The organism is Nocardioides sp. LMS-CY, from assembly GCF_018732145.1.
GTDB classification, from domain to species: Bacteria; Actinomycetota; Actinomycetes; order Propionibacteriales; family Nocardioidaceae; genus Nocardioides; species Nocardioides soli.
In genome coordinates this window covers 83,494-107,180 of record NZ_CP076104.1, presented here as the reverse complement: position 1 = coordinate 107,180, position 23,687 = coordinate 83,494, and the positions used below count along the sequence as shown (strand labels likewise).

Below are 23,687 nucleotides of genomic sequence, written 5' to 3'. Positions count from 1 at the left end.
ACGGAGAGGAGCAATCCCTTGCAGACCATCGACATCCCCGCCGAATGGAACGGCAGCGCGCTCCTGACAATCGAGGAGTTCTGCTCTCTGGCTCGAACGCCACAAGGCACGGTGCGGGCCTGGCAATCCCTAGGGACCGGCCCTCGATTCTGGAGATTCAACGGCACCGGCCGGCTCTATACGACGGTCGACGAGGTACGGCGATGGATCGCCCCACCGGTCGTCGCGATGGACGTTCCGGACGGTGAATCCGGTGACCGACCGTGAGCGAGGCATCGAGTTGGCGTCCGCTACTCACCATCGATGAAGCGGCTAGCTACCTCAACGTTCCGACGAGGTGGGTCGCCGATGCTGTTCGGGAGCGGAGGGTGCGATGCACGCGAATCGGCAAGCACATCCGTTTCCGTCCGGAGCATCTCGACGAACTGATCGACGCAGGCGAGCAGCCAGTCTCCGCATCACCCCACACGCTGAGCGTTGTCCAGGCGGCGAGAGCCAGCCATCGCCGCTCAAAGCTCTGAGCGTGGCGGGGCCTCGTGGCCACGTTGGTGGCGGGACACGCTCGGGCCTGGCTGAACGGCAACGGTCGCTCTCATGTCGCAGCACCCTGCTCCACCGAATGCGACATGTGCGGGTCCGGAGCCGGCTTGGTGCGCTTCTTGGACTTCTTTCCCTTCTCTCCCTTTCCCATCGATGACCCAGAGCCGGGGCGGATCGTCCCTCCGGTCAGCGCAGTGTCGATGATGCCGGAGATGAGTTCGTCACCGGCTGGTAGCAGATGGCCGTAGGTATCGATCGTCGTCGTGATCGACTCGTGCCCCAACCGTGCCTGGATGTGGGGCAATGGCGCGCCGCCAGCAATCAACCATGCGACGTGGGTATGCCTCAGGTCGTGAAACCTGAATCGACCAATGCCCTCGGTCTCGAGCGCCGTCATTAGCTTTCGCCACACGTGCGTGCTGAAGTCCCCGTTGTGCAGCGGATACCCAGCGTTTGACACGAAGACGAAGTCGTCAGCTGCCTTGCCCTCGATGCGCTTGCGCAAGACGGCGACGAGGGCAGGCGAGATGGTGATCGTTCGGCGCGATTTGGTGGTCTTTGGCACGCCGAGGTGGTGATCGCGCATCGTGTGCTTGGGCTTCAACAACTTGGCGAGCCACCCGGGAACGTCGGTTGCATCATCTTCGCCATTGCGTTTCCACGCCTTGTTGATTCGGATCGTGCGACGCTCCAGGTCCACGTCGGAGACCCAGAGAGCTCCGAGTTCCCCAAACCGCATGCCGGTGCCTACGGCGACGGTCAGTAGGTCGGCGTACGGTCCGGCCAGCTCGACCGCACGCTGCAGTTCTCGTTCGGTAAGGAAGCGCAGTTCCGGTCTCGACTGCTTCACCCGTGACATCCGTGGTGCCGTCCCGACGGCAGGGTTGGCAGACAGCCAACCGCGCTTGACGGCGTATCCGAAGACTCCGTAGATCAGGCCGTGATAGTTGGCCTTCGTCTTGAGTGACCGGTCCCAATCGATCAACCAGTCCTTGAGGTCTGCTTCGGTGATCGCGGTCACCGGCTTCGTGAAGATCAGCGATCCTCGGATCCTGGTCTCTTCCAGCACGCGGAGGTGGCCCAGGTAGCGCTTGCGCTGACCGGGCGAGAGATCGACGATCTGGCGGACGTACTCCTCGCCGATGTCAACGAACCGCGGCGGCTCCGTTAGGGGGTCCGCCTCGCCGACCGGTCGGACGAAGCCCTCGCCCTTTACCCAGCCGGCCGGCCACCTCTGGCCAGCAGCGTCCACCATCTTCTTGAAGCCGTCGGCCCGCGCGAGGTTCTGCGCGTCGGTGCCAGCACTGAAGACCTCGAGCTGTATCGCGCCGTCACGGGAGCCTCCCAGACGCCACTTCACGCGCGCCGAGATCCCGCCGTCGGTGCGGCGTCGCTTCTCTATGTATGCCATGCCAAACCTCTCCGAGTAGAGGCTGGTGCACCCTTCGTGCGCCCTTGGGCGTTCAGGCTAACTCCGGAAATGAGTAAAGCCCCAGGTCATCCCCGGGGCTACCCACGTGCGCGAGGGGGGAGTTGAACCCCCACGCCCTTTCGGGCACACGGACCTGAACCGTGCGCGTCTGCCTATTCCGCCACTCGCGCGTGAAGCGGAGCAAGGCTATCCCAGGGCCGCGCTGCGGCCCAAACCGGGACCGCCCGGGCACTCGCCCGACCACCGGCCGGCGACGTACGGCGGAAGCGCCGGTCCCCCGCCCGGCTGTCTCACCCCGATACGATCGTGGCAACCCGGCCCCCCGGTCGGGTGGGCTCCGGTTTCGTCGCGCGCAGAGCGGGCACGACGTCCGGGACCGACCCCGGCAGCCCCGGACGACTGGGACGGAAGGAGGGCACGTGGGCGGACTCCAGCGACTGGAGAACCGGCTCGAGCAGATGATCTCGGGCGCGTTCGCGCGCGCCTTCCGCTCGGCGGTGCAGCCCGTCGAGATCGCGGCCGCGCTGCAGCGCGAGTGCGACAACAACGCCCAGATCCTCTCCCGCGACCGCCGCCTGGTGCCCAACGACTTCCACGTGGAGCTCTCGGCCACCGACCTCGACCGGCTCGCGCCGTACGACAGCGCGCTGGCCGACGACCTGGTGCGCCAGCTGCGCGACCACGCCGACGAGCAGAGCTACGTCTTCCCGGGTCCGGTGACGATCGGGTTCGACCCGGCCGACGACCTCACCACCGGCCGGTTCCGGATCCGCAGCCGCGCCCAGGCGAAGGTCACCAGCGACGCGACCGCGACCCAGGTGGGCCGGGCGCGGGCGTTCCTCGAGGTCAACGGCACCCGCCACCCGCTGCAACCGCCGAGCCTGGTGGTGGGCCGCGGCACCGACGCCGACCTGCGCATCAACGACCCCGGGGTGAGCAGGCGGCACGTGGAGTTCTTCGTGACCGGCGGCGGTTCCCGGGGCATCGCGATCGAGGTCCACGACCTCGGCTCGACCAACGGCATGCTCGTCGACGGCCACCGCATCTCCGCGACCGGCCTGCGCGACGGCTCGGAGGTCCGGATCGGCAACACCACGCTCGTCGTCCGCATCCTCGAGGACCGGTGAGGCATTGTCCGAGCTGACGCTCTTCCTGATCCGAGTCGCGTATCTGGCGATCCTCTGGATCTTCGTGCTCTCCGCGATCTCGGTGATCCGCTCCGACATGTTCGGCGCGCGCGTGCCCGAGGCGGCCCGTGGCGGTGGCGGCGGCAAGGCGCCGAAGCCGCCCAAGCAGCCCAAGCCCGGCAAGCGCCGCAGCGCGCCGACCCACGCGATCGTCACCGAGGGCTCGAACGTCGGGGAGCGCGCCGACCTCGCCCAGGCGCCGATCCTGATCGGCCGCGGCACCGACGCCGCCATCCGGCTCGACGACGACTACGTCTCGACCCGGCACGCGCGGATCGCGGCGTCCGGCGACCAGTGGTTCGTCGAGGACCTCGGCTCCACCAACGGCACGTACGTCGGCTCCGTGCGGATCAGCCAGCCCACCACGATCACCCTCGGCACCCAGGTCCGCGTCGGCAAGACGATCATCGAGCTCCGGAAGTAACCGCCGATGACCGACCAGCCGACCGAGCAGCCGGCTCCCCGATTCCGGCTCGACTACGGCGCCGTCTCCGACGTGGGGCGGGTCCGGCGCGACAACCAGGACTCCGGGTACGCCGGCCCGTGGCTGCTCGCGGTGTGCGACGGCGTCGGGGGCGCGGCCCGTGGCGACCTCGCCTCGGCCACCGCGATCGGCCAGCTGCGCCGGCTCGACCAGCCACCCACCAGCGACTCCCCCGACGAGCTGCTCGCCCGCATCGCCGGCGCCGTCCACCGGGCACACGACCGCCTGGTCGAGCTGGTCGACGAGGACCCCGCGCTGAGCGGCACCAGCACCACGGCGTCGCTGCTCGTCTTCGACGGACTCCGGATCGGCGTCGGCCACGTCGGCGACAGCCGCGCGTACCTCTTCCGCGACGGATCGATCCGCCAGCTCACCGTCGACCACACGTTCGTGCAGACCCTCATCGACGAGGGCCGGATCACCGAGGCCGAGGCGAAGGTCCACCCCCACCGCAACCTGATCCTGCGCGCCATCGACGCCGTCAGCGACAGCGAGCCCGACCTCTTCGTGCTCGAGATCGCCGCAGGCGACCGCCTGCTGGTCTGCAGCGACGGCGCGAGCGGCGTGCTCGACGACGGCCGGCTCGCCGACATCCTCTCGACCGGCAGCCCGGAGTACGCCGCGGTCGAGCTGGTCCGCGCCAGCCTCGAGGCCGGCAGCACCGACAACGTCACCTGCGTGGTCGCCGACGTCCTCGAGGCCACCGACGCGGCACCCACCCAGGAGGGGCTCGTCGTCGGCGCGGCCGCCGACCGCCGGGTCCAGCGCGGCCGCACCGGCGGCCTCTTCCGCGGGCACCGCGCCGGCGACACCGGCGAGCTCGACCCGGTGCCGGCCGACCTGCCCGACGACGTGCCGTACGCCATCACCGCCGACCCGATCGACCCCGAGGCGGCGCGCTACGCCCCGCGCGCCCCGCGCCGCTACCTGTGGGCGCGGCGGGTCTTCGCCTCCACCGTGGTCGTCGGCCTCGCCTGGATCGGCCTCGCCTGGCTCTGGTCGTGGTCACAGCAGCAGTACTACGTCGGCGAGCAGGACGGCGCCGTCGTCATCTTCCGCGGCGTCAACGCCTCGATCGGCGGCATCGACCTGTCCGAGCCCTACGAGACCACCGACGTCGACCTCGACCGGCTGTCCGACTTCGACGCCGGCAAGGTCCAGGAGGGCATCGAGGCCGAGGACCTCGACGACGCGCGGCAGACCGTGCAGAACCTCGCCGCCAACCAGTCGTCGGAGCCCGCCTCCGAGAGTCCGGCCCCCTCCGAAAATCCGGCCCAGGGTTCGGGAGAGGGCTGAGCATGCCTCAGTCGTCCGCGCTCATGGGGTTCGTGCACCGCCGCAGGCGGGGCGCGGAGCTCTTCCTGCTCGTGCTCGCGCTGATCGTCGGCGTGGGTGCCTACGCCGCGGTCGGCATCGGCGTCGAGGAGGAGGTGCCCGCGGACCTGTTCGGGTACGGCGCGTGGCTGGCCGGCCTGATCATCGGCGCGCACATCGTGATCCGCTTCGTCGCGCCGTACGCCGACCCCGTGCTGCTGCCGGTGGTCGCCGCGCTCAACGGCCTCGGGCTGGCCGTGATCCACCGCATCGACCTCGCCCGCGAGGCCCAGGGCCGGTTCCACGAGTTCGCGCAGCAGCAGCTGACCTGGATGACGCTCGGCGTCGTCCTCTTCGTCATCACGCTGCTGGTGATCCGCGACCATCGCGTCCTGCAGCGGTTCACCTACACCAGCGGCCTCGCGGCGATCGTGCTGCTGCTGCTCCCGCTGCTGCCCGGCATCGGCCGCACCGTCTACGGCGCCCGGATCTGGATCCGGCTCGGCCCGTTCAGCTTCCAGCCCGGCGAGGTCGCCAAGGTGATGCTGGTGATCGCGATCGCCGGCTACCTGGTGCTCCACCGCGACGCGCTCGCCCTCGCCGGCCGCCGGGTGCTCTTCGTCGACCTGCCCCGCGGCCGCGACCTCGGCCCGATCCTGGTGATGTGGCTGGTCAGCCTCGGCATCCTGGTGTTCCAGCGCGACCTCGGCTCGAGCCTGCTGTTCTTCGGCCTCTTCCTGATCATGCTGTACGTCGCGACCGAGCGACCCGGCTGGCTGGTCGTCGGCGCGCTGCTCTTCGCCGGCGGCGCCGCGCTGGCCTACTTCCTCTTCGGCCACGTGCGCGAACGCTTCGACATCTGGCTCAACCCCTTCGACTTCTACGACTCCGGCGAGAGCTTCCAGCCGGTCGAGGCGAAGTTCGGCCTGGGCTGGGGCGGGCTGATCGGCCGCGGCTTCGGCAACGGCGACCCCAACCGGGTGCCGTTCGCCGAGTCCGACTTCATCCTCGCCTCCGTCGGCGAGGAGCTCGGCCTGACCGCGCTGATCGCCGTGCTGATGATGTACGGCCTGATCGTCGAGCGCGCATTGCGCACCGCGCTGATCTGCCGCGACGCGTTCGGCAAGCTGGTCGCCACCGGTCTGGGCAGCGCGATCGCGCTCCAGGTCTTCGTGGTCGCCGGCGGTGTGACCGGGCTGATCCCGATCACCGGCCTGACCACGCCGTTCCTCGCCTACGGCGGGTCGTCGCTGATCGCCAACTGGGTGATCATCGCGCTGCTGCTGCGCATCTCCGACCAGGCCAGGCGGCCGCTGCCCACCGTCTCCGACGACACCGCCGCGTTCAGCGACGACGCCACCCAGGTCGTGCGACTCGGCGGAGGAGGACTGACGTGAACAAGCCGATCCGCACGGTCTCGATCTTCTGCCTGATCCTCTTCCTCGCGCTGATGATCAACGCGACGTACCTGCAGTACTGGAAGGCGGGCGCGCTGAACGACGACGCACGCAACCGGCGCGTGCAGGTGGCGTCGTACTCCCAGGAGCGCGGCGCGATCCTGGTCGGCCGCAACCCGGTGGCCGAGAGCGTGGAGTCCGACGACGAGTACAAGTTCCAGCGCACCTACCCCAAGCCGTTCGTGTACGCGCCGATCACCGGCTACTTCTCCTACTTCGGCGCGACCGGCATCGAGCAGAGCAAGAACGGCGTGCTGTCGGGCGACGACCCGCGGCTGTTCGTGACCAACCTGCTCGACCTGCTCAGCGGCAAGCCCGCCCAGGGCGGCAACGTCACGCTGACGATCAACGCCCGCGCGCAGCAGGCGGCGTACGACGGGCTGAAGAACCTCGGCGGCGGCGTCGAGGGCTCCGTGGTCGCGCTCGAGCCCAACACGGGCAAGGTGCTGGCGATGGTCTCGCTGCCCACCTACGACCCGAACCAGCTCGCCTCCCACGACCTCGCCGCGGTCAGCAAGAAGTCCAAGCAGCTCAACGCCGACCCGTCGGAGCCGCTGCTCAACCGCGGGATCCAGACCCGGCTGCCCCCCGGCTCGACGTTCAAGGTCGTGACCGCGGCCGCCGCGATCGACAAGGGCCTCTACGACGCCGACTCGCAGGTGCCCGGCGGCGTCACCTACCAGCTCCCCCTCACCCACGGCCCGACCGGCGAGATCGACAACGAAGGTCGCGCCTGCGGCGCCAACAACAGCACCATCCCCTTCTCCCAGGCGATGGAGAACTCCTGCAACACCACCTTCGCCCAGCTCGCCGGCGAGGTCGGCGCGGAGGACATGGAGAAGACCGCCGAGGGCTTCGGCTTCAACCAGCACTACTTCGACGACCTGTCCCCGCAGGCGATCTCGGAGTTCCCGCAGGGCGTCGACGAGGCGCAGCTCGGGATGACCGGCTTCGGACAGTTCGACGTGTCGGCGACGCCGCTCCAGATGGCCATGGTGGCCGCCGGCCTCGCCAACGACGGCACGGTGATGAAGCCCTACCTCGTCGACGAGGAGCAGTCGGCCGACCTCAACGTGCTCGACAAGACCGAGCCCGAGGAGTTCTCCCAGGCCGTCTCGGCCACCGCGGCCAACGAGGTGACGAAGCTGATGGTCGACACGGTCGACAACGGCACCGCCGCGCCGGCCGCGATCCCGGGCATCGACGTGGCGGGCAAGACCGGCACCGCGCAGACCGGCCAGAGCGCCCGCTCGCCGTACGCCTGGTTCATCTCGTTCGCACCCGCCGACAACCCCGAGGTCGCCGTGGCCGTGATGATCCAGAAGTCCGACATCCCCCGCAGCGAGATCGCCGGCGGCCTGCTCGGCGGCCCGATCGCGAAGGCAGTGATGGAGGCGGTGATCCGGTGACGCAGACCCCTGGACCCCCGGGCTCCCGTGGCCACGGCTTCGCCGACGACTCGCGGCGCTACCGGCTCGACGGCCGGCTCGCCACCGGCGGGATGGGCGAGGTGTGGCGCGCGACCGACACCGTGCTCGACCGCCCGGTCGCGGTGAAGCTGCTCAAGGCCGAGTACGCCGACCACAGCTCCTTCCGCGTGCGCTTCGAGACCGAGGCGCAGCACGCCGCGTCGCTGCATCACCCCAACATCGCGACGGTCTACGACTTCGGCGAGTCCACGATGACCGACGGCTCCGGCAGCCATCGGCCCTTCCTCGTGATGGAGCTGGTCGAGGGTCAGCCGCTCTCGGCGCTGCTGCGGCCCGACGTGCCGATGGAGCCGCTCGCCGTCCGCGAGCTGCTCGCCCAGGCCGCCGACGGGCTCGGGGCCGCCCACGATGCCGGCATCGTGCACCGCGACGTGAAGCCGGCGAACCTGCTGGTCACGCCCGACCGGCTGGTCAAGATCACGGACTTCGGCATCGCCCGCGCCGCGGAGGGGGTCGGCCTGACCGGCACCGGCGAGGTGATGGGCACGCCGCAGTACCTCTCGCCCGAGCAGGCCCAGGGCCTGACCGCGACCCCGGCCTCCGACGTCTACTCGCTCGGGGTCGTCGCGTTCGAGTGCCTCGCCGGCCGGCGCCCGTTCACCGGCGAGACCGCGGTGGCGACCGCGCTCGCCCACCTGCGCGAGCCGGTGCCCGACCTGCCGGCGTCGGTGCCGGCCGACCTGGCCGCCGTGGTACGCCGCGCGCTGGCCAAGGTCCCGGCCGAGCGGTTCCCCGACGGCCGGGCGCTGGCCCACGCCCTGCGCAACCCGGCCACCGCGGCGACCCGCATGGTGGCCGCGCCGCCGCCCGAGCCGGCGACGCAGGTCATCGCCCCGGTGCCGCCCCCGACGTCGAGCACGCCGGTGTCCCCGCCGTCCGAGGAGAGGCGGCGCTCCTGGGTCTGGCCGGTCGTGGGCGTGATCGCCGTGGTGGCGATCGCGGTGCTCGTCGTCCTGCTGCTGACGCGGGGCGACGGCGACGACACCCCGGTCGACGAGCAGCCCACGACCACGCCGACCGAGACGACGACCACGCCGACGACGCCCAGCGAGCCCGCCTCGACCCCGGTCGAGGACACCACCGTGCGCATCGACGAGCAGGACTTCGTCGGCCGCCCGTTCGCCGACGTCCAGCGCGAGCTCGCCGACCTCGACCTGCGAGTCAGCCGGCGGACGGTCGACAACCCGGGCGACGAGATCGAGGGCGACGTGATGAGCGTCGATCCGACCGGGGCGCTGCAGAAGGGCGACACCGTCACCGTGGGCGTCTGGGGTCCGGTCCCCGAGACCGAGACGCCCACGCCGACCCCCACCCCCTCGGACACCCCCACCCCGACGCCGTCGGACACCCCCACCCCTACCCCCACCGACGACACCTCCCCGAGCAGTTGAAGGCCAGGTCATCGTGAACAACCAACAGCCGGTCCTGATCGGCGGGCGCTACGAGCTCGGTGAGCTCCTGGGCCGCGGCGGGATGGCCGAGGTCCGCAAGGGCACCGACACCCGGCTCGGCCGGGTCGTGGCCGTGAAGCGGCTGCGCACCGACCTCGCCAGCGACGCGACGTTCCAGGCTCGGTTCCGGCGTGAGGCGCAGTCGGCAGCCTCCCTCAACCACCCGGCGATCGTCGCGGTCTACGACACCGGCGAGGAGCCCGCGACCGACGGATCGGGCATCTCGCAGCCCTACATCGTCATGGAGTACGTCGCGGGCCGCACGCTGCGCGACATCCTCCGCGAGGGACGCAAGATCCTGCCGGAGCGCGCCCTGGAGATCACCAGCGGCGTGCTGTCCGCGCTCGACTACAGCCACCGCGCCGGGATCATCCACCGCGACATCAAACCGGGCAACGTGATGCTGACCCCCAGCGGCGACGTCAAGGTCATGGACTTCGGCATCGCCCGGGCGATCAGCGACGCCTCGTCGACGATGACCCAGACCGCGGCCGTGGTCGGCACCGCCCAGTACCTCTCCCCCGAGCAGGCCCGTGGCGAGACCGTCGACTCTCGCTCCGACGTCTACTCCGCCGGCTGCCTGCTCTACGAGCTGCTCACCGGGCGCCCGCCGTTCGTGGGCGACAGCCCGGTCGCGGTCGCCTACCAGCACGTCCGCGAACCCGCGACGCCGCCGTCCGACCACGACACCGAGCTCCCCCCGGAGATCGATGCGATCGTGCTCAAGGCGCTCGCGAAGCGGCTCGAGGACCGCTACCAGTCCGCGGCCGCGATGCGCAGCGACATCGAGCGCTACCTCGCCGGTCGCCCGGTCCAGGCGCCGCTGCCCCCACCGATGGCGCCGGACCCGCAGCCGACCGCCGCGACCGCGGTCGTCCCGCCGGCCACGGCGTACCAGGAGGAGGAGCCGCGCAGCCGCACCGGCCTGCTGGTCCTCCTCGGCCTGCTGCTGATCGTGCTGATCGCCGGTGCCGCCTACCTGCTGCCGCGGCTGTTCGAGAGCGCACCCGACCAGGTGCCGGTGCCCAACGTGATCGGCAAGACCGAGAAGCAGGCGCGCGCCCTGATCGGCGACGCCGGCCTCGCCGTCGGCGCGATCGAGCGCGAGGCCAGCAGCGACGTGCCGACCGGCCGGGTGATCACCCAGTCGCCGGACCCCGACGCCTACCGAGACCCCGACTCGGCCGTGAACCTCACGATCTCGCTCGGCAAGCCGCAGGTCGAGGTGCCCTTCGTGGTCGGCCAGGACAAGGACGAGGCCGAGGCGATGCTCGTCGACCAGGGCTTCGTCGTGAAGCTCCAGAAGGAGGAGTCCGACGAGGACAAGAACCGGGTGACCCGGACCGAACCCTCCCAGGGCACCACGGTCGCCGAGGGCACCACGATCGTCGTCTATTACTCCGACGGTCGCGAGAAGGTCCCGGACGTGGTCGGCAAGCAGCAGGCGCAGGCCGAGACCGCGATCACCAACGCCGGCTTCGAGCCGCGGGTGATCAACTCCGACGACACCACCGAGCCGGCGGGCACCGTGATCGACCAGAGCCCGCGCGCCGGGGAGACGCCGTCGGCGGGCTCGACGGTCACGATCGTGGTCTCGACGTACGTCGAGCCGACCGAGACCCCGGCCCCCACCGAGACGGCGACGCCGCCGGTGCCGACCGACACCCCGACGGTCCCGCCCCCGGCGGAGCGCCGGCGACCCTAGTGTCGTGCGTTGGAAGTTGTTGCACGGTTGGCGTGCTCAGGGTGCGTGCGCTGCCAGGCGCCGGAGCGCCGCCATACCCGCTCGTCTCGCAAACGACGGCAACGCCGCAGAGTGCGTGCCATGGGTGCGCGAAGCGCACAAGAACTTCTGACGCACGGCACTAGCCGGCGCCGCCGCGCAGCAGCGGCGTGGCGTAGTTGAGGTTGAGCAGTGGGTCGTACGCCGGGGCCGTGATGCTGTTCTCGAGCGCCAGGTCCCAGCCGACGGAGATGCCCGGGTCGGCCGCGTCCTCGCGGTAGGCCCGGACGTAGGAGTCGTCCTCGATCGCGGTGAGCAGCGACAGCTGCTCGCCGACCGCCTGGATGACATAGGGCTGCGGGTAGGGCACGCCCTGGAGCTGCACGGAGTTGCCCTCGCACTTGATCCCCGTGGTCGAGACGACGCGCTGGCCCTGGATGGTGACGGCGCTCGCGCCACCCTTCCACAGCGCGTTGACCACGGCCTGGATGTCCTGCTGGTGCACGAGCAGCGGGTTGACGTCGCCGGTCGTGGAGTTGATGACGTCCTCGGGCGCGTCCGAGAGCACGATGGTCACGCCGGGCCCGCGCCGCGGTTCGATGCCGGCGGGGTCGCGGAGCCGCTCGATCCGGCGCCGGTAGCGGTTCACGTCGTCGTCGCTGAGCGCCGAGCTGAGCGAGGTCACCTCGGCATCGAGGTCGGCGACCTTGGCCCGCAGCGCGGCGTAGTTGTCCGCCTCGTCCTCGACCAGGGCAGCGAGATCGGTGTAGCGACCCGGCCGCAGGTCGGTGCCCTCGCTGCTGGTGGCGCTGACGACGAAGAGCGCTCCGCAGGCCAGCACGACCAGCGGCGTACCCAGCCGCCAGCGGCGGCGTCGCCTGACCTCCGGGTCACGCGACCCGGAGGGCCTTGCGTGGGATCCGGCGCTCACGACGACTAAGGTAGCCGGAGCCCGTACGAATCACCCAGGAGCACCCGTGTCGAAGCCGAAGGTCAAGGACCCTCTCGCCCCTCCCCGGGGCCCGGTGTTGTCGAAGCGCTTCATCGTCGCCCTGCTCCTGATGGTGCTCGGCATCGCGTGGATCGCGTACTACTACATCGTCTTCGACCCGATGGCCATCCCGCCCACCGACGACGGCTCGCCCGCCTTCATGGGCGACCTCGGCGACTGGAACTACCTGATCGGCTTCGGCCTGTTCTTCGTCGGGCTGATCGTCTCGGCCCACCCGTCCACGCCCCTGGGTCGCGGCCGCGGTGTCGTGGTCGGGATGCTCGCCTGCTTCCTGCTCGGCCTGCTGTGGATCTGCACCTACTACATCTTCAGCGACGACCTCAGCAGCATCTGGGTCTTCAACGACCTCGGCCAGAAGAACCTCGTGGTCGGCATCGCCTTCATGGCCGTCGGCTTCACCTTCGCCACCCGCTGGGAGTAGGCGGCCACTCCGCTGTCCTCACCCGACGCCGGTCGGTCCGCCCAGGACCGGCCGGCGTCCGGCATTTTCCACATTGGGGATAACTCCTGTGGAGAACTACACGCGTGTAGTTCTCCACAGGACATTCCACAGCTGTGGACACCCGCGCCCTCCATCGGGTCCGGGCAGGGTGAGCGATACCCAGTGATGATGTGGTCGTTCCCGGGGTCCCGGAACAACCACATCGTCACTGGGTATCGGGGCGTGGATGGGTCGCAGACCCGGGTGGCTCAGGTCAGTTGAGCGATCCGGGCGGCGACGACGGCCAGCAGGATCAGGGTGATGCCGCCCAGGCCGGCGATCTGGTACGCCGTGCGGCCCTTGCGCGGGGCGTGGACCAGCACGGCCGCGGCGGCGACGCCACCGACGAAGCCGCCCAGGTGGCCCTGCCACGAGATGTTGGGGACCACGAACGTGATCAGCACGTTGACGGCGATCAGGCCCCACAGCGCACGCATGTCGCCACCGACGCGGCGGGCCACGATCAGCAGCGCGCCGAACAGGCCGTAGATCGCGCCGGAGGCGCCGAGGGTGAGCTGGTACTCGCCGGCGGCCCACATCACGATGGCCGAGCCGGCCAGCAGCGAGACCAGGTAGAGGCCCAGGAACCGGACCCGGCCGAAGACCATCTCGAGCTGGGGGCCGATCATCCACAGCGCGAGCATGTTGAACCCGATGTGGGTGATCGTGACGTGGGTGAAGCCCGACGTGACCAGCTGCCACCAGGCGCCGTCGGCGACGCCGGGCAGCCAGCTGCCGCCGCCGGCCTCGCACGCCGCGCGGGCCACCTGGATGTTGATGAAGCCGTTCTGCAGGTCGCACACACCGTCGGGGCGCAGCCCGAGGAGGTCGACCAGCCGGCTGCCGGAGCCGCCGGTCACCATGATCGCGAGCCAGACCACGGCGTTGATGCCGATCAGCACGCCCGAGGTGATCGAGGCGTTGGTCGGGCGCAGCCCGCCGAAGGCGGTGCGACCGCTGCGGGTCTCCTTCCGGCCCGAGGCGACGCACTCGGGGCACTGGAACCCCACGGCGGCGTCGCGCATGCAATCGGGGCAGATCGGCCGGTTGCAGCGCTGGCAGCGGATGTGCGACTCCCGGCCGGGGTGCCGGTAGCAGGTGGGCACCCCGGCGGGCGCCGGGTGATCGGTCATGGGTGGTGAGGCGGGGGGCGTCAGCCGCCGACGATCTCGACGGACTCGATGACGACCGGCTCGACCGGGCGGTCGCCCGGGCCGGTCTGGGTGGTGGCGATCGCGTCGACGACGTCGCGCGAGGCCTGGTCGGCGGCCTCACCGAAGATGGTGTGCTTGAAGTTCAGCCAGGTGGTCGCGCCCACGGTGATGAAGAACTGCGAGCCGTTGGTGCCGGGACCGGCGTTCGCCATCGCCAGCAGGTAGGGCTTGTCGAAGGTGAGCTCGGGGTGCGGCTCGTCCTTGAACGTGTAGCCCGGGCCGCCGGTGCCGGTGCCGAGCGGGCAGCCGCCCTGGATCATGAAGCCCTCGATCACCCGGTGGAAGGTCAGGCCGTCGTAGAAGGGGCCGGAGTGGCCGTTCCCGGCGTCGTAGTCCTTGGTGCCCTGGGCGAGGCCGACGAAGTTGGCGACCGTCTCGGGCGCGTGGTCGGGGAACAGGTTGAGCGTGATGTCGCCCCGGTTGGTCTTGAGAATGGCCTGCTGGTCAGCCATGACTGCCTCTCGGTGTCGGTCCGTGCGTGGGTGGGTACACCACGGACGTACCGCGGTGCTTGGTGCCGTCCGATCCTCGCATGGCCGGCAAGCAGGCCGCCCGTTGGCCGGGCCTCCGGTTGGGCAGGCGGTGACATGATGAACGAGCCAGGGACACGACGAGAGGAAGCCCCATGGGTCTGCGGAAGAAGAAGTCGATCCTCGACCAGGCCGGCGACACCGTGAACGAGTACGTCGACCAGGTCAAGCCACAGCTCGAGTCGGCGGTCGCGACCGCGCGCGAGAAGGCCGGGCCCGTCCTCGCCGACGCCAAGGCGAAGGCCGCCCCCGTCATCGCCGATGCCCGCGAGAAGGCCGGACCGGCCGTCGCGGCCGGCGCCGCGATCGCCGCCGAGAAGATCGCCGCCGGCGCCACCATCGCCGCCGAGAAGGCTGCCGAGGCCGCGGAGGCCGCCGCCGAGAAGGTCGCCGACGTGGCCGAGCCGAAGAAGAAGGGCGGCAAGCTGAAGAAGCTGCTGCTGATCACCGGCATCGCGGCGGCCGCCGCCTTCGTCCTCTCCAAGCTGCGGGCCGGCCGGGAGAGCGAGAACTGGCAGTCGTCGTACACCCCCACGCCCGCGCCCGCGCCGCGCGCCGAGGACGACGCCGCGGGCGCATCCCCCGGCGAGGCGATCGCCGACCAGACCGAGAGCCCGAAGCCGGTGACGACCCCCGAGTCGCCGGCCGAGGTCGTCGACGTCGACGAGGAGAAGCCGTAGTCGTCGCAGCGAACTCGATCAGGACCGGCCGGTGGGGAGATCCACCGGCCGGTTCTCGTCGATCCAGGTGTCGATCCGCTCCCACCACGTGAAGAGCCAGTCGATCCGCTCCTCACGGCCCACCGGGATCTCGTCGTGCGGCACCTGCCACCAGCGCATCACGATCCGCTTGTCCATGGGCAGCTCGCGCCAGATGTCACCGACGCTCACCAGATGGTCGAGCCCGGTGTGCGCGACCAGCACGACGTCCGCACCGGGCGCGGCGTCGAGGGCCGCCAGCAGTCCGCCCGGGCGCGGCGCCAGCACGTGCGTCATCTGCTCGGCGCGCTGTGCCATCCGCTCCATGCCGAGCCGGCGCAGCCGGTCGATCGCGCGCTGCCGCCGCCGCGGCGTGAAGTTGCCGCCCTCCGGGAAGATCACGAACGCGTCGTTCTCGTCCAAGCCGCTGGCCAGCTCGGCGATCTGCGCCTCGAGGTCGGCGCCGGCGGCCGGGTTCGGGGTGATGAACCGGGCAGGGATCCGGTTGAGCACCACGTCGATCATCGGGTCCCACGCCAGCGTGTCCTTGAGCACCACCCGCGGCTCACGGTCGTACCACGCCATCAGCGTGTGGATCAGCACGAACGAGTCGCCCGGTCCGGCGTGCCGACAGCAGACCACGATCGGCCGCCCCGGATACGCCGCCGGCGTCGGCCCCTCGGACTCGATCCGCAGCCGCAGCACCCGCCGGGCCTCGCGGAAGAAGACCCACATCGTGCCCTGCACCAGGTCGTAATGGATGCCCTCGAAGTACGGCGTGCGCAGCCGCCACCCGAAGCCGGACGCGATCCAGAGACCGAGCATCACCACCAGCAGCAGCGCCTCACAGGTGAGGTAGACGATCGCGACCCACATGACCCGCAGGGGCCGGAGCCGACCGGGCACGATCGGCGAGACCGCGGCGGCGCCGATCAGCCAGATCGGCAGGGTGAACCAGACCAACCCCGCCAGGGCGACCACGACCGGCGCGATCACCCACCGGCGCAACACCCAGATCACGGCTCGCTCGCCTTCACCGGGTCGCGTCGCCGAGCCGCTCGTCGAGGTACGTCGCGCACGCCTCGTAGGTGCGGTCGATGCGCTCCTGAACGCCGGCGAAGTCGCGGCTGCCCAGCAGGGTGTCGTCCTTGGCCGAGGTGCCGCGGGCCGGGAGCACGTGCGCCTGCACGCTGCCGGGCAGCTCCTCGAGCTCCCGGTTGAAGCGGTGCCGGCGGGCGATCTCGAAGGAGACCCGGGCCACCTCCCAGGGTCGCCGGGGCACCGACAGCGGCCGATCGATGCGTCCCACCTGGAGCACGAACACCCGGGAGGCGCCGAGCGCGACGGCCCGGCCGAGCGGGATGGAGTTCACGATGCCGCCGTCGAGGTAGTGTTCGTCGCCGACCTTCGCCGGAGGCAGCAGGCCGGGTACGGCGGCGCTCGCGACGACCGCGTCGACGACCCGGCCGGAGTCGAACCAGTGCTCGGCCGCCCGCTCGATGCTCGCCGCGCAGACCTGGAACCGCACCGGCAGCTGCTCGAAGGTCAGCTCCCCGAGCTCGTCGGCGAGCGCCTGCCGCAGCGGCTTGGCCGACCAGAGGTGGGTTCCGGTAGCCATCGCCCGACGCACCGTGCGCAGCGGCCGGTCGCCGTACATCTCGCCGCCGGCGGCGCCGGCGCTGCGCCAGAGCTCGGTGAGCTTGTCGATGACCCCGACATCGGGCTGGCGCGCCACCATCGCGCCGTTGAGGGCGCCGACGCTCGTGCCCAGCACCAGGTCGGGCTCGATGCCGCGCTCGAGGAGCGCACGGAGCATGCCGACCTCGACCGCGCCCAGGACGCCACCGCCGCCCAGCACGAACGCCGTGGTCATCGGCGCCCCGGAAGTGAGGTCACACCGGTGAGGATCCCACGAGCTCGGGGTTCTCGGCCCGCACCAGCTGGTTGACCTTGTGCTCCACCCAGAAGATCAGCAGCGGGATCAGGCCGGCCACCAGCATCAGCAGGGTGAAGCCCAGCGACCAGCGCGCGCGTCGGGCCAGCAGGAACGCGACCACGACGTACACCATGAAGATCCAGCCGTGGAGGAGCCACATGATGCTCGCGGACTCGCCGAACTGCTGGAGGTCGCTGCCGTCCTCGGCGAGGTACTTCAGCGGCGCGGCGACCAGAGCGCAGAAGGCGAGCAGCACGCCGACGACGAACGCCAGCACGCGGTAGAGGTTGAAGAGCTTCACGGGTCCAGACTACGGATCGGTCGCGGCGGGCTCGGCCTCGTCCTCGGTCACGGGCGCCTCCGCTGTCGTCTCGGTCACCCACCGCCACCAGATGAAGGCCGCGAAGAGGCCGAAGAACCACCACTCGATGGCGTACAGCAGGTTCCGGATCCCCGTGAACGTCCCGACCTCCGGGAGCTGGTCGACGCTGGCCGGCTCCAGCCCGTCCTCGGGCACCTCGGCCACGCCGTACGCCCCGTAGAGGTCCTGGTCGACGTGCTGGATCAGGTCGGCGATGCGCAGCTGGGGGAGCACGTCGTCGCTGGGGTCGTCGTCCCGTACGCCGGTCCCCTCGGTGGGCTGCAGCCAGGCGTCGAGCGCGGCGGTGCCGGTGGCAGCGGGTGCGTCGGCGGGGTCCGCGACCCAGCCGCGGACGATCGGGAGCGCGGCGCCGTCCGCGCCGTCAATCTCCAGGGGCGTGACCACCCAGAAGCCGTCGGCGCCCTCGTGCACCCGCCCGGAGACGTAGACGGTGCCGTCGGGCACCCAGGTGCCGGAGACGGTGACCGGCTGCCCGACCCGGTTGCCGGGGAACGGGTCGTCCGGCCCGATCGCGTCGGCGAGCGGGATCGGCTCGGCGTGCGTCAGGTCGACGGCCTCGGCCGCGCGGTGGGCCTGCCACGCGTCGTACTGCCAGAGCCCGAGACCGACGGCGATCCCGACCAGCACCAGTGCCAGGAGGTGCGCGCCCCAGTAGCGCGGGGCGAGCGGGTTGGGCACGCCCTCAGGGTACGCAGCCGGAAATGCGAGGAGCGGGCCGGGCACGTCCTGCGACGTGTCCGACCCGCTCCACCGCGCGGATCAGCGCTTCTTGCTGCTCTTCTTGTTCTTGTTCTTCTTCTTGCCGTCCTTGGCCTTCTTCATCTTGAAGGTCGCGGTGTCACTGGACGCGTTGAGGGTGGACGTGCCGTCGAAGGTCGCGGTCACCGTCTTCTTGCCGGCCCGCAGCTTGTTCAGCTCGACCTTGGCGAAGCCGTCGCGCAGGCGCAGCTTGAGCGGCTTGTCGCCGGTGCCGGTCACGGTGATCCAGCCGTTCACCCGGTCGGCACCCTTGACCGTGATCCAGGCGGTGGGGGTGTGGCCGACCCGGCGCTTGCCCACGATCCGGACGTCGGTGGTGCTGTCGTTCTTGGCCACGACCACCGGGCCGAGCGTCGCGGGACCCGGAAGCAGGCCGAACTGCTCGTAGGGACCGCCACCCATGGACGCGAACATCAGGCTGAGGAGGTTCGGGAGCCGCACCTCGGCGGTGATGCTCCGGCCGACGTCCTCGCCGGTCGTCACGTACGTCGCGCCCGTCTCGCCACGGATGGCGATCCCGTCGCGCTTCCAGGTGACGGTCGGCTCGAAGCTGGTACCGAAGAGGCCAAGGAACTCGGCCATGCCGCCCATTCCGCCCAGCAGGTTGTTGAGCCCCTCCAGGATCGGTGTGTCGACCGCGAGCGCCGAGCCGACCTTGCTGTTGCCGCTCAGCTTCGGGGTCGCCGTGGTGACCGTGTAGTTGACCACGCCCCCGTCGGTGACGGTGACGGCGCCGTCGCCGCGGAGCGACATCTCGTCGGGCGGGGTGGCGCAGGAGACGACACCGGCGCAGCTCATGATCGACCAGCCGCCCATCGTCACGATGCCGTACTTCCCGACCTCGATCTCCTGGCTGTAGGAGCTCTTGCCCGGCTCCGGCTCCTCCAAGGGGAACGGCTCGGGCGACCCCTCGCCCATCTCTTCGGGCACCAGCCATACGATCGCGTTGACCGGCTTGCCCTGGTCATCGACGATCGTGACGTTGAGGGTGCCGGTCTCGCCGCCGGCCGCGTTGGCCGGGCCGGCCGCGACCAGCGACGCGAGCACCAGGGCGGCACCGGCGGCGACGCCGGTCAAGCGTGTGACACGTGAGCGCACGTGAAAGCTCCTGTTCTGTCCCGAGACGGTTGTGGACATGGGTCCTTCATTGATAGACCCGCGCCCGGTGTCGCCACAGGCGATTCCCTCCGGATCAGACCACTGGACTAGACGTGATCCAGGACTCCGTCATCGGCGGACGCGAACCTTGTTCGTGACCACCCGCGTCGTGGTCACACCCGGTGAGGTGACGACCACGCGCACCCACAGCCGCTTGCCGCGGTCGGCCCGCACCACACGGTGGACGGCGCGCTTGCCCTGCTTGCCCTGGACCTTCTTCCCGTTGCGGAGCCACTGGTAGCTCACGGTCGCCGGCACCGGAGCCCACCGGCCGGAGGTCACCCGCAGCTTCGTGCCGACCCGCTTCTTGCCCTTCACCCGGGGCTTCACGTGCATGGTGAAGGAGGCGGCCTTCCCGGGATCGGTCGTCGGCACCCGACCGGTCGATGGCCCGGGGCCGGTCGCGCCCCCGGGGTCGCCCGGCGCCGCGACGGTGTCCACGACGAACCGCCGCGTCGTCGCCGCACCCGTGACCAGCGCGTCGTCGACGCCCCTCACCTCGAAGACGTAGGCGCCGTCGCCCAGCGGCGTCGTCGGGGAGTGGCTCGTCGCGCCGGAGCACGGCCCGTACGCCGGCGGGGTCGCGTCCTCGGCGAAGAGCCGGCAGGCCACGGCGGACCCGATCTCCTCCTCGCCCGTGGTGAAGGTGAAGGTCGGCTGGGCGACACCGGTGTGCCCGGTCGGACCGGACCGGATCGTGGTCACCGGTCCGGCTCCGGTCAGCACGCTGCGGGCCAGCTCCAGCCGGTCCAGGGTGGTCTCGATGAACGGCTGTCCCAGTCGGCGCCGGGCCTGGCCGTCGGCCGGGACCACATGGTCGCGCAGCACCTGCTCCAACCGGAGGATCCGCTCCCGACCGGCGGACCGCAGCGCCTGGGGCACGTCGACCTCGCGGTACTGGGCGGCGACCGCGTCCCAGATCAGGCTCAGGTGGCCGCCCCCGGCGTCGTCCAGGAGCCGGGTGGTGCCGCCGAGCACCCGATCGAGCGGATCGGCGCTGGACGACGCAGGCCGGACCCCGCCCTCGAGCAGGCCCCGCAGCTCGGCGTCCACCGCCAACCCGGCCGGCAGGCCGAGCTCGACGTAGCTGACCAGGGCCTTGCGCGCCGCGCTCACCCGCACCGACGCCGCGGACAGCGCTCGTCCCGGCTCCAGCAGCCCCACGATGTGTCCGGCCGCTACCTGCTGGCGACCGCGCAGCCAGTCCCGGACCATCTCCGTGATCACCGACTCTCCCGGAGCACGGACGGCGGCGGACCAGGCGTAGCCGAGTTCGGCGCTGATCGCGCTCCACTGGTGGTCGGCCTTGGACACCGCATGGCTCGCGGTGAGGTCGCAGTTGTCGGTGCCGTCCTCGTCGAAGTTGCAGATCAGCGTCTTGCCCGGGTCGAGGTAGGTGCCGGTACCGGTGGCCAGCACCGTTCCACCGGAGTTCCTGACCTGGATCTCGGTCCGCACCCGGAGCTGCGCGAAGCGGTTGATGATCACGGGTGTGCGCGGGTTCGTCTCCGGCCGGTCCTCGATGTTGACCCACTCCGCACCGGTGCCACAGACCCGGAGGCTCACCAGCCCGGCGGCGATCGCCAGTCCGAGCTGGTTGGGCATCGTGATGCGGTACGGCGACCCGGCCGGGAACGTCTTCCCGCTCAGGATCGGGCCGCAGCTGATCGCCGGCAGGTTCGGCAGGTGGGCGGCGTTGTAGGCCTGCCGCGGCCCCTTCCACAGGTCGAAGGTGGTGACCTGGTCCGCTCCCCAGGTCGCGAGTCGCTGCTCGATCGCCGTCGCGAGCGCCGCCCAGGCGTCCTCGTAGTACGCGGTGGCCGCGTTGAGCACCCTGCTGCCGGTGCCGGGCCGACCGGTGTCGATCGGCCCGGGCGCATCGTCTGCGGCGATCGCCGCGAAGGTGTCCCGGATGTGCTCACCCGCCGCGATGATGCCGTCGAGTCGGGCCCGGTTGCGCGGCTCGCTGTGGAAGTGGCGCGGGTGCTCGGTGATCACTCGGCCGAAGGCCCGCGCCGCGCTGCCCCAGTCGCTGGGATTGCTCACGGTGCCGCTGCTGAGGGGCGCGGGAAGCCCGTAGACCTGCCTGGTGAAGAGCCGCAGGTAGTCCACGTTCGTATCCAGGCCCCGGTTCAGCTCGTCCAGGAGATCCGCCGGGGCGAAGCTCCGGTTCGCGCCCAGGGCGATGTCGTCCTTGGCGTGCTCGGTGGCCCAGGTGAAGAACTGGTTGGTGCTGGTGTCGTACAGGTCCTGGCTCATCGTCTGCTTGCCGACCGCGAGGTTGATGGCCTCCTTCTGCGCCCGGCGCTGCTCGGCACCGAAGAGCGCGAAGACCCGGTCCTCGAGGCGCACCAGGCTCGCGCGCTGGGTTTCCAGCCGGTCGAAGATCTCCGCGACGTTCCGCTCGTTGGCCACCAGCTTGGCCAGGATCTCGCCGAGCCCGTCGGTCAGCGCGCCGTAGATCTGCTCCAGGGCGGCGTCGACGCGGTCGAAGCGCTCGTGCATCTCCGTGCCCAGCTTTTCCAGCTGCTTGCCGAGGTTCTCCACCGCGACCAGCACCGGGTCCGGCTTGGGCTTGCTGGCGCTGGACCCGCCAAAGAGCTTCTCCAGGCCCTGGAGGGCGGAGAAGGCGTCGCCGATCACCCCGATCCAGTTGCCGGAGTAGAAGTTGATGACGCCGTTGACGATGCTGCTGCCGATGCCGATCAGGCCCTCGGCGACTGGGAGCACGGTGTCGGCTGCCTCCTGGATCGCCTCGGCGGCGCTCGGCTCGAACTTGCTCAGCACGAACGTGGCGAAGTTGACGACCGTCTTGGCGTCCTCGACGAGCTTCTTGGCGTCCTTCAGCGGCGCCTTCAGGCCGTCCTGGGCCTTCTCCAGATCCTCCTTGGCCTTCTTCTTCTCGGCCTCGGTCGTGGCTTCGTCGTACTTCTGCTGCGCCTGCGCGAGCGTGGTCAGGGCGTTGACGGCGGTGCCGGTGGCCTGGTCGGTCCTGCTCAGCGCGACCGCCGCCAGGCCTTCGGACTCGGCCGGCGGCATGGGCAGCCGGCCCTGTGCGTCGATCTTCGCCAGCTGCTCGGCCAGCGGCGCCAGGTCGGGGTCGCCCTTGCGCTGCTGCAGCGATGCGAGGATCTCCTCGGCGCTGGTACCGGCCCACAGATCGTCGCGGGCGGCCGCGAACTCGTCGTTCTCCTGCGCGAGTGCGTAGCTGTGCTGCAGTCGCACGGAGGCGTCCTGCATGCTGCCGCTGCCGGTCGCCTGGTCCAGGGTCGGGGTCAGCACACTGGCGCCGATGCCGTTGTCGGAGGCCGCGAGCGTCGCCTTCACCTGCTTGCGCACCGCACGCTTGGTCGCCGGCAGCACCTCGGCCTCGGCGATCGCGGCGGTGAGGAAGTGCAGTCGTGCCGCGTTGGTGTGGTGCCAGTCGGCGCAGATGTGATCGCGCTTGGTCCACTCGACGCCCTGAGCCGGTTCGCTCCAGCCCTGGCAGTACTCGTACGTCGCGGCGCCGGCCGACTGCGCGGCGATCGACGCCCGGCCCCGGGCCGGTGGCGTCGAACCGGCCAGCGCCGACTCCAGCACCCGGATCTGACCGACCGCGGCGTCTGCGGAGAGGTCGGGGCGCACGGCGTACAGCTCCTGCAGCACGCCTTCGAGTACGCCCGCCGCAGGATCGGCACTGACCCGCGCGATGTCGCCGGCCACGAAGAGCGCCTCATCGACCTCCTCGGCGCTCAGCGTCACCTCCTGTGCCCGTGCCGGTGCCGCGGGCGGCGCGACGACGAACGTGGCGGCGACGACCGCGACGGCGGCGACCCCGGTGACCAGGCGGCGTAGCGAGACGGTGAACACGATCCAGGCTCCTCCGGCGCCAGGACACCCCCGGCCCTGAGACACCGTCGAGCGACGCTAACGACGGACCCGCCGCGACACATCAGTCCCGAGAACGAACTCGTCGTACCTGACCTGAGGGTCGTCGATCGGCGGCGGATCGGGAACACCGTCGTCAGGTGCGTGGATCACGCACATCGGCACCGCGATGCTCTATGTCTCGGACCAAGAGGCGTCGCGGAAGTTCTACTGCGAAGTGATGGGGTTCTCCGTCGTCACGGATCAGGACATGGGTGGCGGCGCTCGTTGGCTCGAGATCGCACCTCCGGATGGGTCGACCACCCTGGCGTTGCACGACGCCGCCAGGGAAGGCAAACGACCCGGTGAAGGCGCCTACCTCACCTACGCATGCGACGACGTAGCGGCAACCGTCGCCGAACTCCGCCGGCGCGGAGCCGACGTCACCGATCCAGACGAACAGCCGTGGGGCACCTTCGCCTTCATCGAAGGTCCCGATGGTCACCGCGTCCAGATCCATCAGAAGTAGGCCACGAGTTCGTGCGGTCACTCCGAGGTCTGGTGCGCGCAGTCGATCACTGCGTGCCACC

At 70.6% G+C, this 23,687-nt stretch carries 22 protein-coding genes and 1 tRNA gene; 12 read left to right on the top strand and 11 right to left on the bottom strand.

The window, feature by feature from the left end; translation table 11 throughout:
- The first annotated feature begins 18 nt into the window (after positions 1-18).
- Together KM427_RS00520 and KM427_RS25800 are read left to right on the top strand one after the other, a co-directional pair.
- On the top strand, positions 19-267 hold the full coding sequence (locus tag KM427_RS00520; protein WP_215525857.1) for a hypothetical protein: 249 nt from the start codon (positions 19-21) through the stop codon (positions 265-267).
- Positions 264-521: a helix-turn-helix domain-containing protein gene (locus KM427_RS25800; RefSeq protein WP_215525856.1), complete on the top strand. Its 258-nt coding sequence runs from the start codon at positions 264-266 to the stop codon at positions 519-521. Before KM427_RS00520 ends, KM427_RS25800 begins: the two co-directional genes overlap by 4 nt.
- A 71-nt stretch (positions 522-592) precedes the next feature.
- Here the strand turns inward: KM427_RS25800 and KM427_RS00510 are convergent, their stop codons facing one another.
- Together KM427_RS00510 and KM427_RS00505 are read right to left on the bottom strand one after the other, a co-directional pair.
- Positions 593-1,951, bottom strand: a complete 1,359-nt coding sequence (locus KM427_RS00510) for a tyrosine-type recombinase/integrase (protein WP_215525855.1) — start codon at positions 1,949-1,951, stop codon at positions 593-595.
- Between the two features lie 107 nt (positions 1,952-2,058).
- A tRNA-Leu gene (locus tag KM427_RS00505) sits at positions 2,059-2,142 on the bottom strand.
- A 249-nt stretch (positions 2,143-2,391) separates the two neighbouring features.
- Here KM427_RS00505 and KM427_RS00500 point away from each other — a divergent pair.
- The 7 genes from KM427_RS00500 to pknB are packed head-to-tail and all read left to right on the top strand — an operon-like array spanning position 2,392 to position 11,060.
- Complete coding sequence (locus KM427_RS00500) at positions 2,392-3,099, top strand: FHA domain-containing protein (RefSeq protein ID WP_183595514.1); 708 nt, start codon at positions 2,392-2,394, stop codon at positions 3,097-3,099.
- A gap of 4 nt (positions 3,100-3,103) precedes the next feature.
- Positions 3,104-3,583, top strand: coding sequence for an FHA domain-containing protein FhaB/FipA (locus tag KM427_RS00495; RefSeq protein ID WP_215525854.1), 480 nt, complete (start codon positions 3,104-3,106; stop codon positions 3,581-3,583).
- A 6-nt stretch (positions 3,584-3,589) separates the two neighbouring features.
- Positions 3,590-4,939 carry a PP2C family protein-serine/threonine phosphatase gene (locus tag KM427_RS00490; RefSeq protein WP_215525853.1) on the top strand — a complete coding sequence of 450 codons (1,350 nt, stop codon included), beginning with the start codon at positions 3,590-3,592 and terminating at the stop codon, positions 4,937-4,939.
- Positions 4,940-4,941: 2 nt separating this feature from the next.
- Positions 4,942-6,354 carry an FtsW/RodA/SpoVE family cell cycle protein gene (locus tag KM427_RS00485; RefSeq protein WP_183595511.1) on the top strand — a complete coding sequence of 471 codons (1,413 nt, stop codon included), beginning with the start codon at positions 4,942-4,944 and terminating at the stop codon, positions 6,352-6,354.
- On the top strand, positions 6,351-7,823 hold the full coding sequence (locus KM427_RS00480; protein ID WP_183595510.1) for a peptidoglycan D,D-transpeptidase FtsI family protein: 1,473 nt from the start codon (positions 6,351-6,353) through the stop codon (positions 7,821-7,823). Before KM427_RS00485 ends, KM427_RS00480 begins: the two co-directional genes overlap by 4 nt.
- Complete coding sequence (locus tag KM427_RS00475; RefSeq protein WP_215525852.1) at positions 7,820-9,295, top strand: serine/threonine-protein kinase; 1,476 nt, start codon at positions 7,820-7,822, stop codon at positions 9,293-9,295. The genes KM427_RS00480 and KM427_RS00475 overlap by 4 nt, the downstream gene beginning before the upstream one ends.
- Before the next feature lie 13 nt (positions 9,296-9,308).
- A complete protein-coding gene (gene pknB, locus KM427_RS00470) occupies positions 9,309-11,060 on the top strand; it encodes a Stk1 family PASTA domain-containing Ser/Thr kinase (protein WP_183595508.1) in 1,752 nt (583 codons plus the stop codon).
- Positions 11,061-11,220: 160 nt separating this feature from the next.
- On the opposite strand, the gene KM427_RS00465 is transcribed toward pknB, so the two are convergent.
- On the bottom strand, positions 11,221-12,009 hold the full coding sequence (locus KM427_RS00465; protein ID WP_183595507.1) for a DUF881 domain-containing protein: 789 nt from the start codon (positions 12,007-12,009) through the stop codon (positions 11,221-11,223).
- A gap of 46 nt (positions 12,010-12,055) precedes the next feature.
- On the opposite strand from KM427_RS00465, the gene KM427_RS00460 reads away from it, so the two are divergent.
- Positions 12,056-12,511 (top strand): cell division protein CrgA, encoded by a 456-nt coding sequence (locus KM427_RS00460; protein WP_183595506.1) that lies wholly within the window; start codon positions 12,056-12,058, stop codon positions 12,509-12,511.
- A 269-nt stretch (positions 12,512-12,780) separates the two neighbouring features.
- Here KM427_RS00460 and KM427_RS00455 read toward each other — a convergent pair whose 3' ends face one another.
- Positions 12,781-13,704, bottom strand: a complete 924-nt coding sequence (locus tag KM427_RS00455; protein WP_215525851.1) for a rhomboid family intramembrane serine protease — start codon at positions 13,702-13,704, stop codon at positions 12,781-12,783.
- A gap of 20 nt (positions 13,705-13,724) precedes the next feature.
- Positions 13,725-14,237 (bottom strand): peptidylprolyl isomerase, encoded by a 513-nt coding sequence (locus KM427_RS00450; protein WP_183595504.1) that lies wholly within the window; start codon positions 14,235-14,237, stop codon positions 13,725-13,727.
- Between the two features lie 173 nt (positions 14,238-14,410).
- Between KM427_RS00450 and KM427_RS00445 the strand changes: the two genes are divergently transcribed.
- Positions 14,411-14,995 carry a hypothetical protein gene (locus tag KM427_RS00445; RefSeq protein ID WP_215525850.1) on the top strand — a complete coding sequence of 195 codons (585 nt, stop codon included), beginning with the start codon at positions 14,411-14,413 and terminating at the stop codon, positions 14,993-14,995.
- Positions 14,996-15,013: 18 nt separating this feature from the next.
- On the opposite strand, the gene KM427_RS00440 is transcribed toward KM427_RS00445, so the two are convergent.
- From KM427_RS00440 to KM427_RS00415, 6 genes are all read right to left on the bottom strand, one after another.
- Positions 15,014-16,033 (bottom strand): 1-acyl-sn-glycerol-3-phosphate acyltransferase, encoded by a 1,020-nt coding sequence (locus tag KM427_RS00440; RefSeq protein WP_215525849.1) that lies wholly within the window; start codon positions 16,031-16,033, stop codon positions 15,014-15,016.
- Positions 16,034-16,046: 13 nt separating this feature from the next.
- Positions 16,047-16,886: a patatin-like phospholipase family protein gene (locus KM427_RS00435; RefSeq protein WP_215525848.1), complete on the bottom strand. Its 840-nt coding sequence runs from the start codon at positions 16,884-16,886 to the stop codon at positions 16,047-16,049.
- Between the two features lie 19 nt (positions 16,887-16,905).
- Positions 16,906-17,250: a DUF3817 domain-containing protein gene (locus KM427_RS00430; protein WP_183595500.1), complete on the bottom strand. Its 345-nt coding sequence runs from the start codon at positions 17,248-17,250 to the stop codon at positions 16,906-16,908.
- A 9-nt stretch (positions 17,251-17,259) separates the two neighbouring features.
- A complete protein-coding gene (locus KM427_RS00425; protein WP_183595499.1) occupies positions 17,260-18,009 on the bottom strand; it encodes an SURF1 family protein in 750 nt (249 codons plus the stop codon).
- An 81-nt stretch (positions 18,010-18,090) separates the two neighbouring features.
- Positions 18,091-19,188, bottom strand: coding sequence for a hypothetical protein (locus KM427_RS00420; protein ID WP_183595498.1), 1,098 nt, complete (start codon positions 19,186-19,188; stop codon positions 18,091-18,093).
- Positions 19,189-19,317: 129 nt separating this feature from the next.
- On the bottom strand, positions 19,318-23,100 hold the full coding sequence (locus KM427_RS00415) for a hypothetical protein (protein WP_215525847.1): 3,783 nt from the start codon (positions 23,098-23,100) through the stop codon (positions 19,318-19,320).
- Between the two features lie 187 nt (positions 23,101-23,287).
- Between KM427_RS00415 and KM427_RS00410 the strand changes: the two genes are divergently transcribed.
- The gene (locus KM427_RS00410) at positions 23,288-23,626 is read left to right on the top strand and encodes a VOC family protein (RefSeq protein ID WP_215525846.1); all 339 of its coding nucleotides are present in this window, start codon (positions 23,288-23,290) and stop codon (positions 23,624-23,626) included.
- The last annotated feature ends 61 nt before the right edge of the window (positions 23,627-23,687 follow it).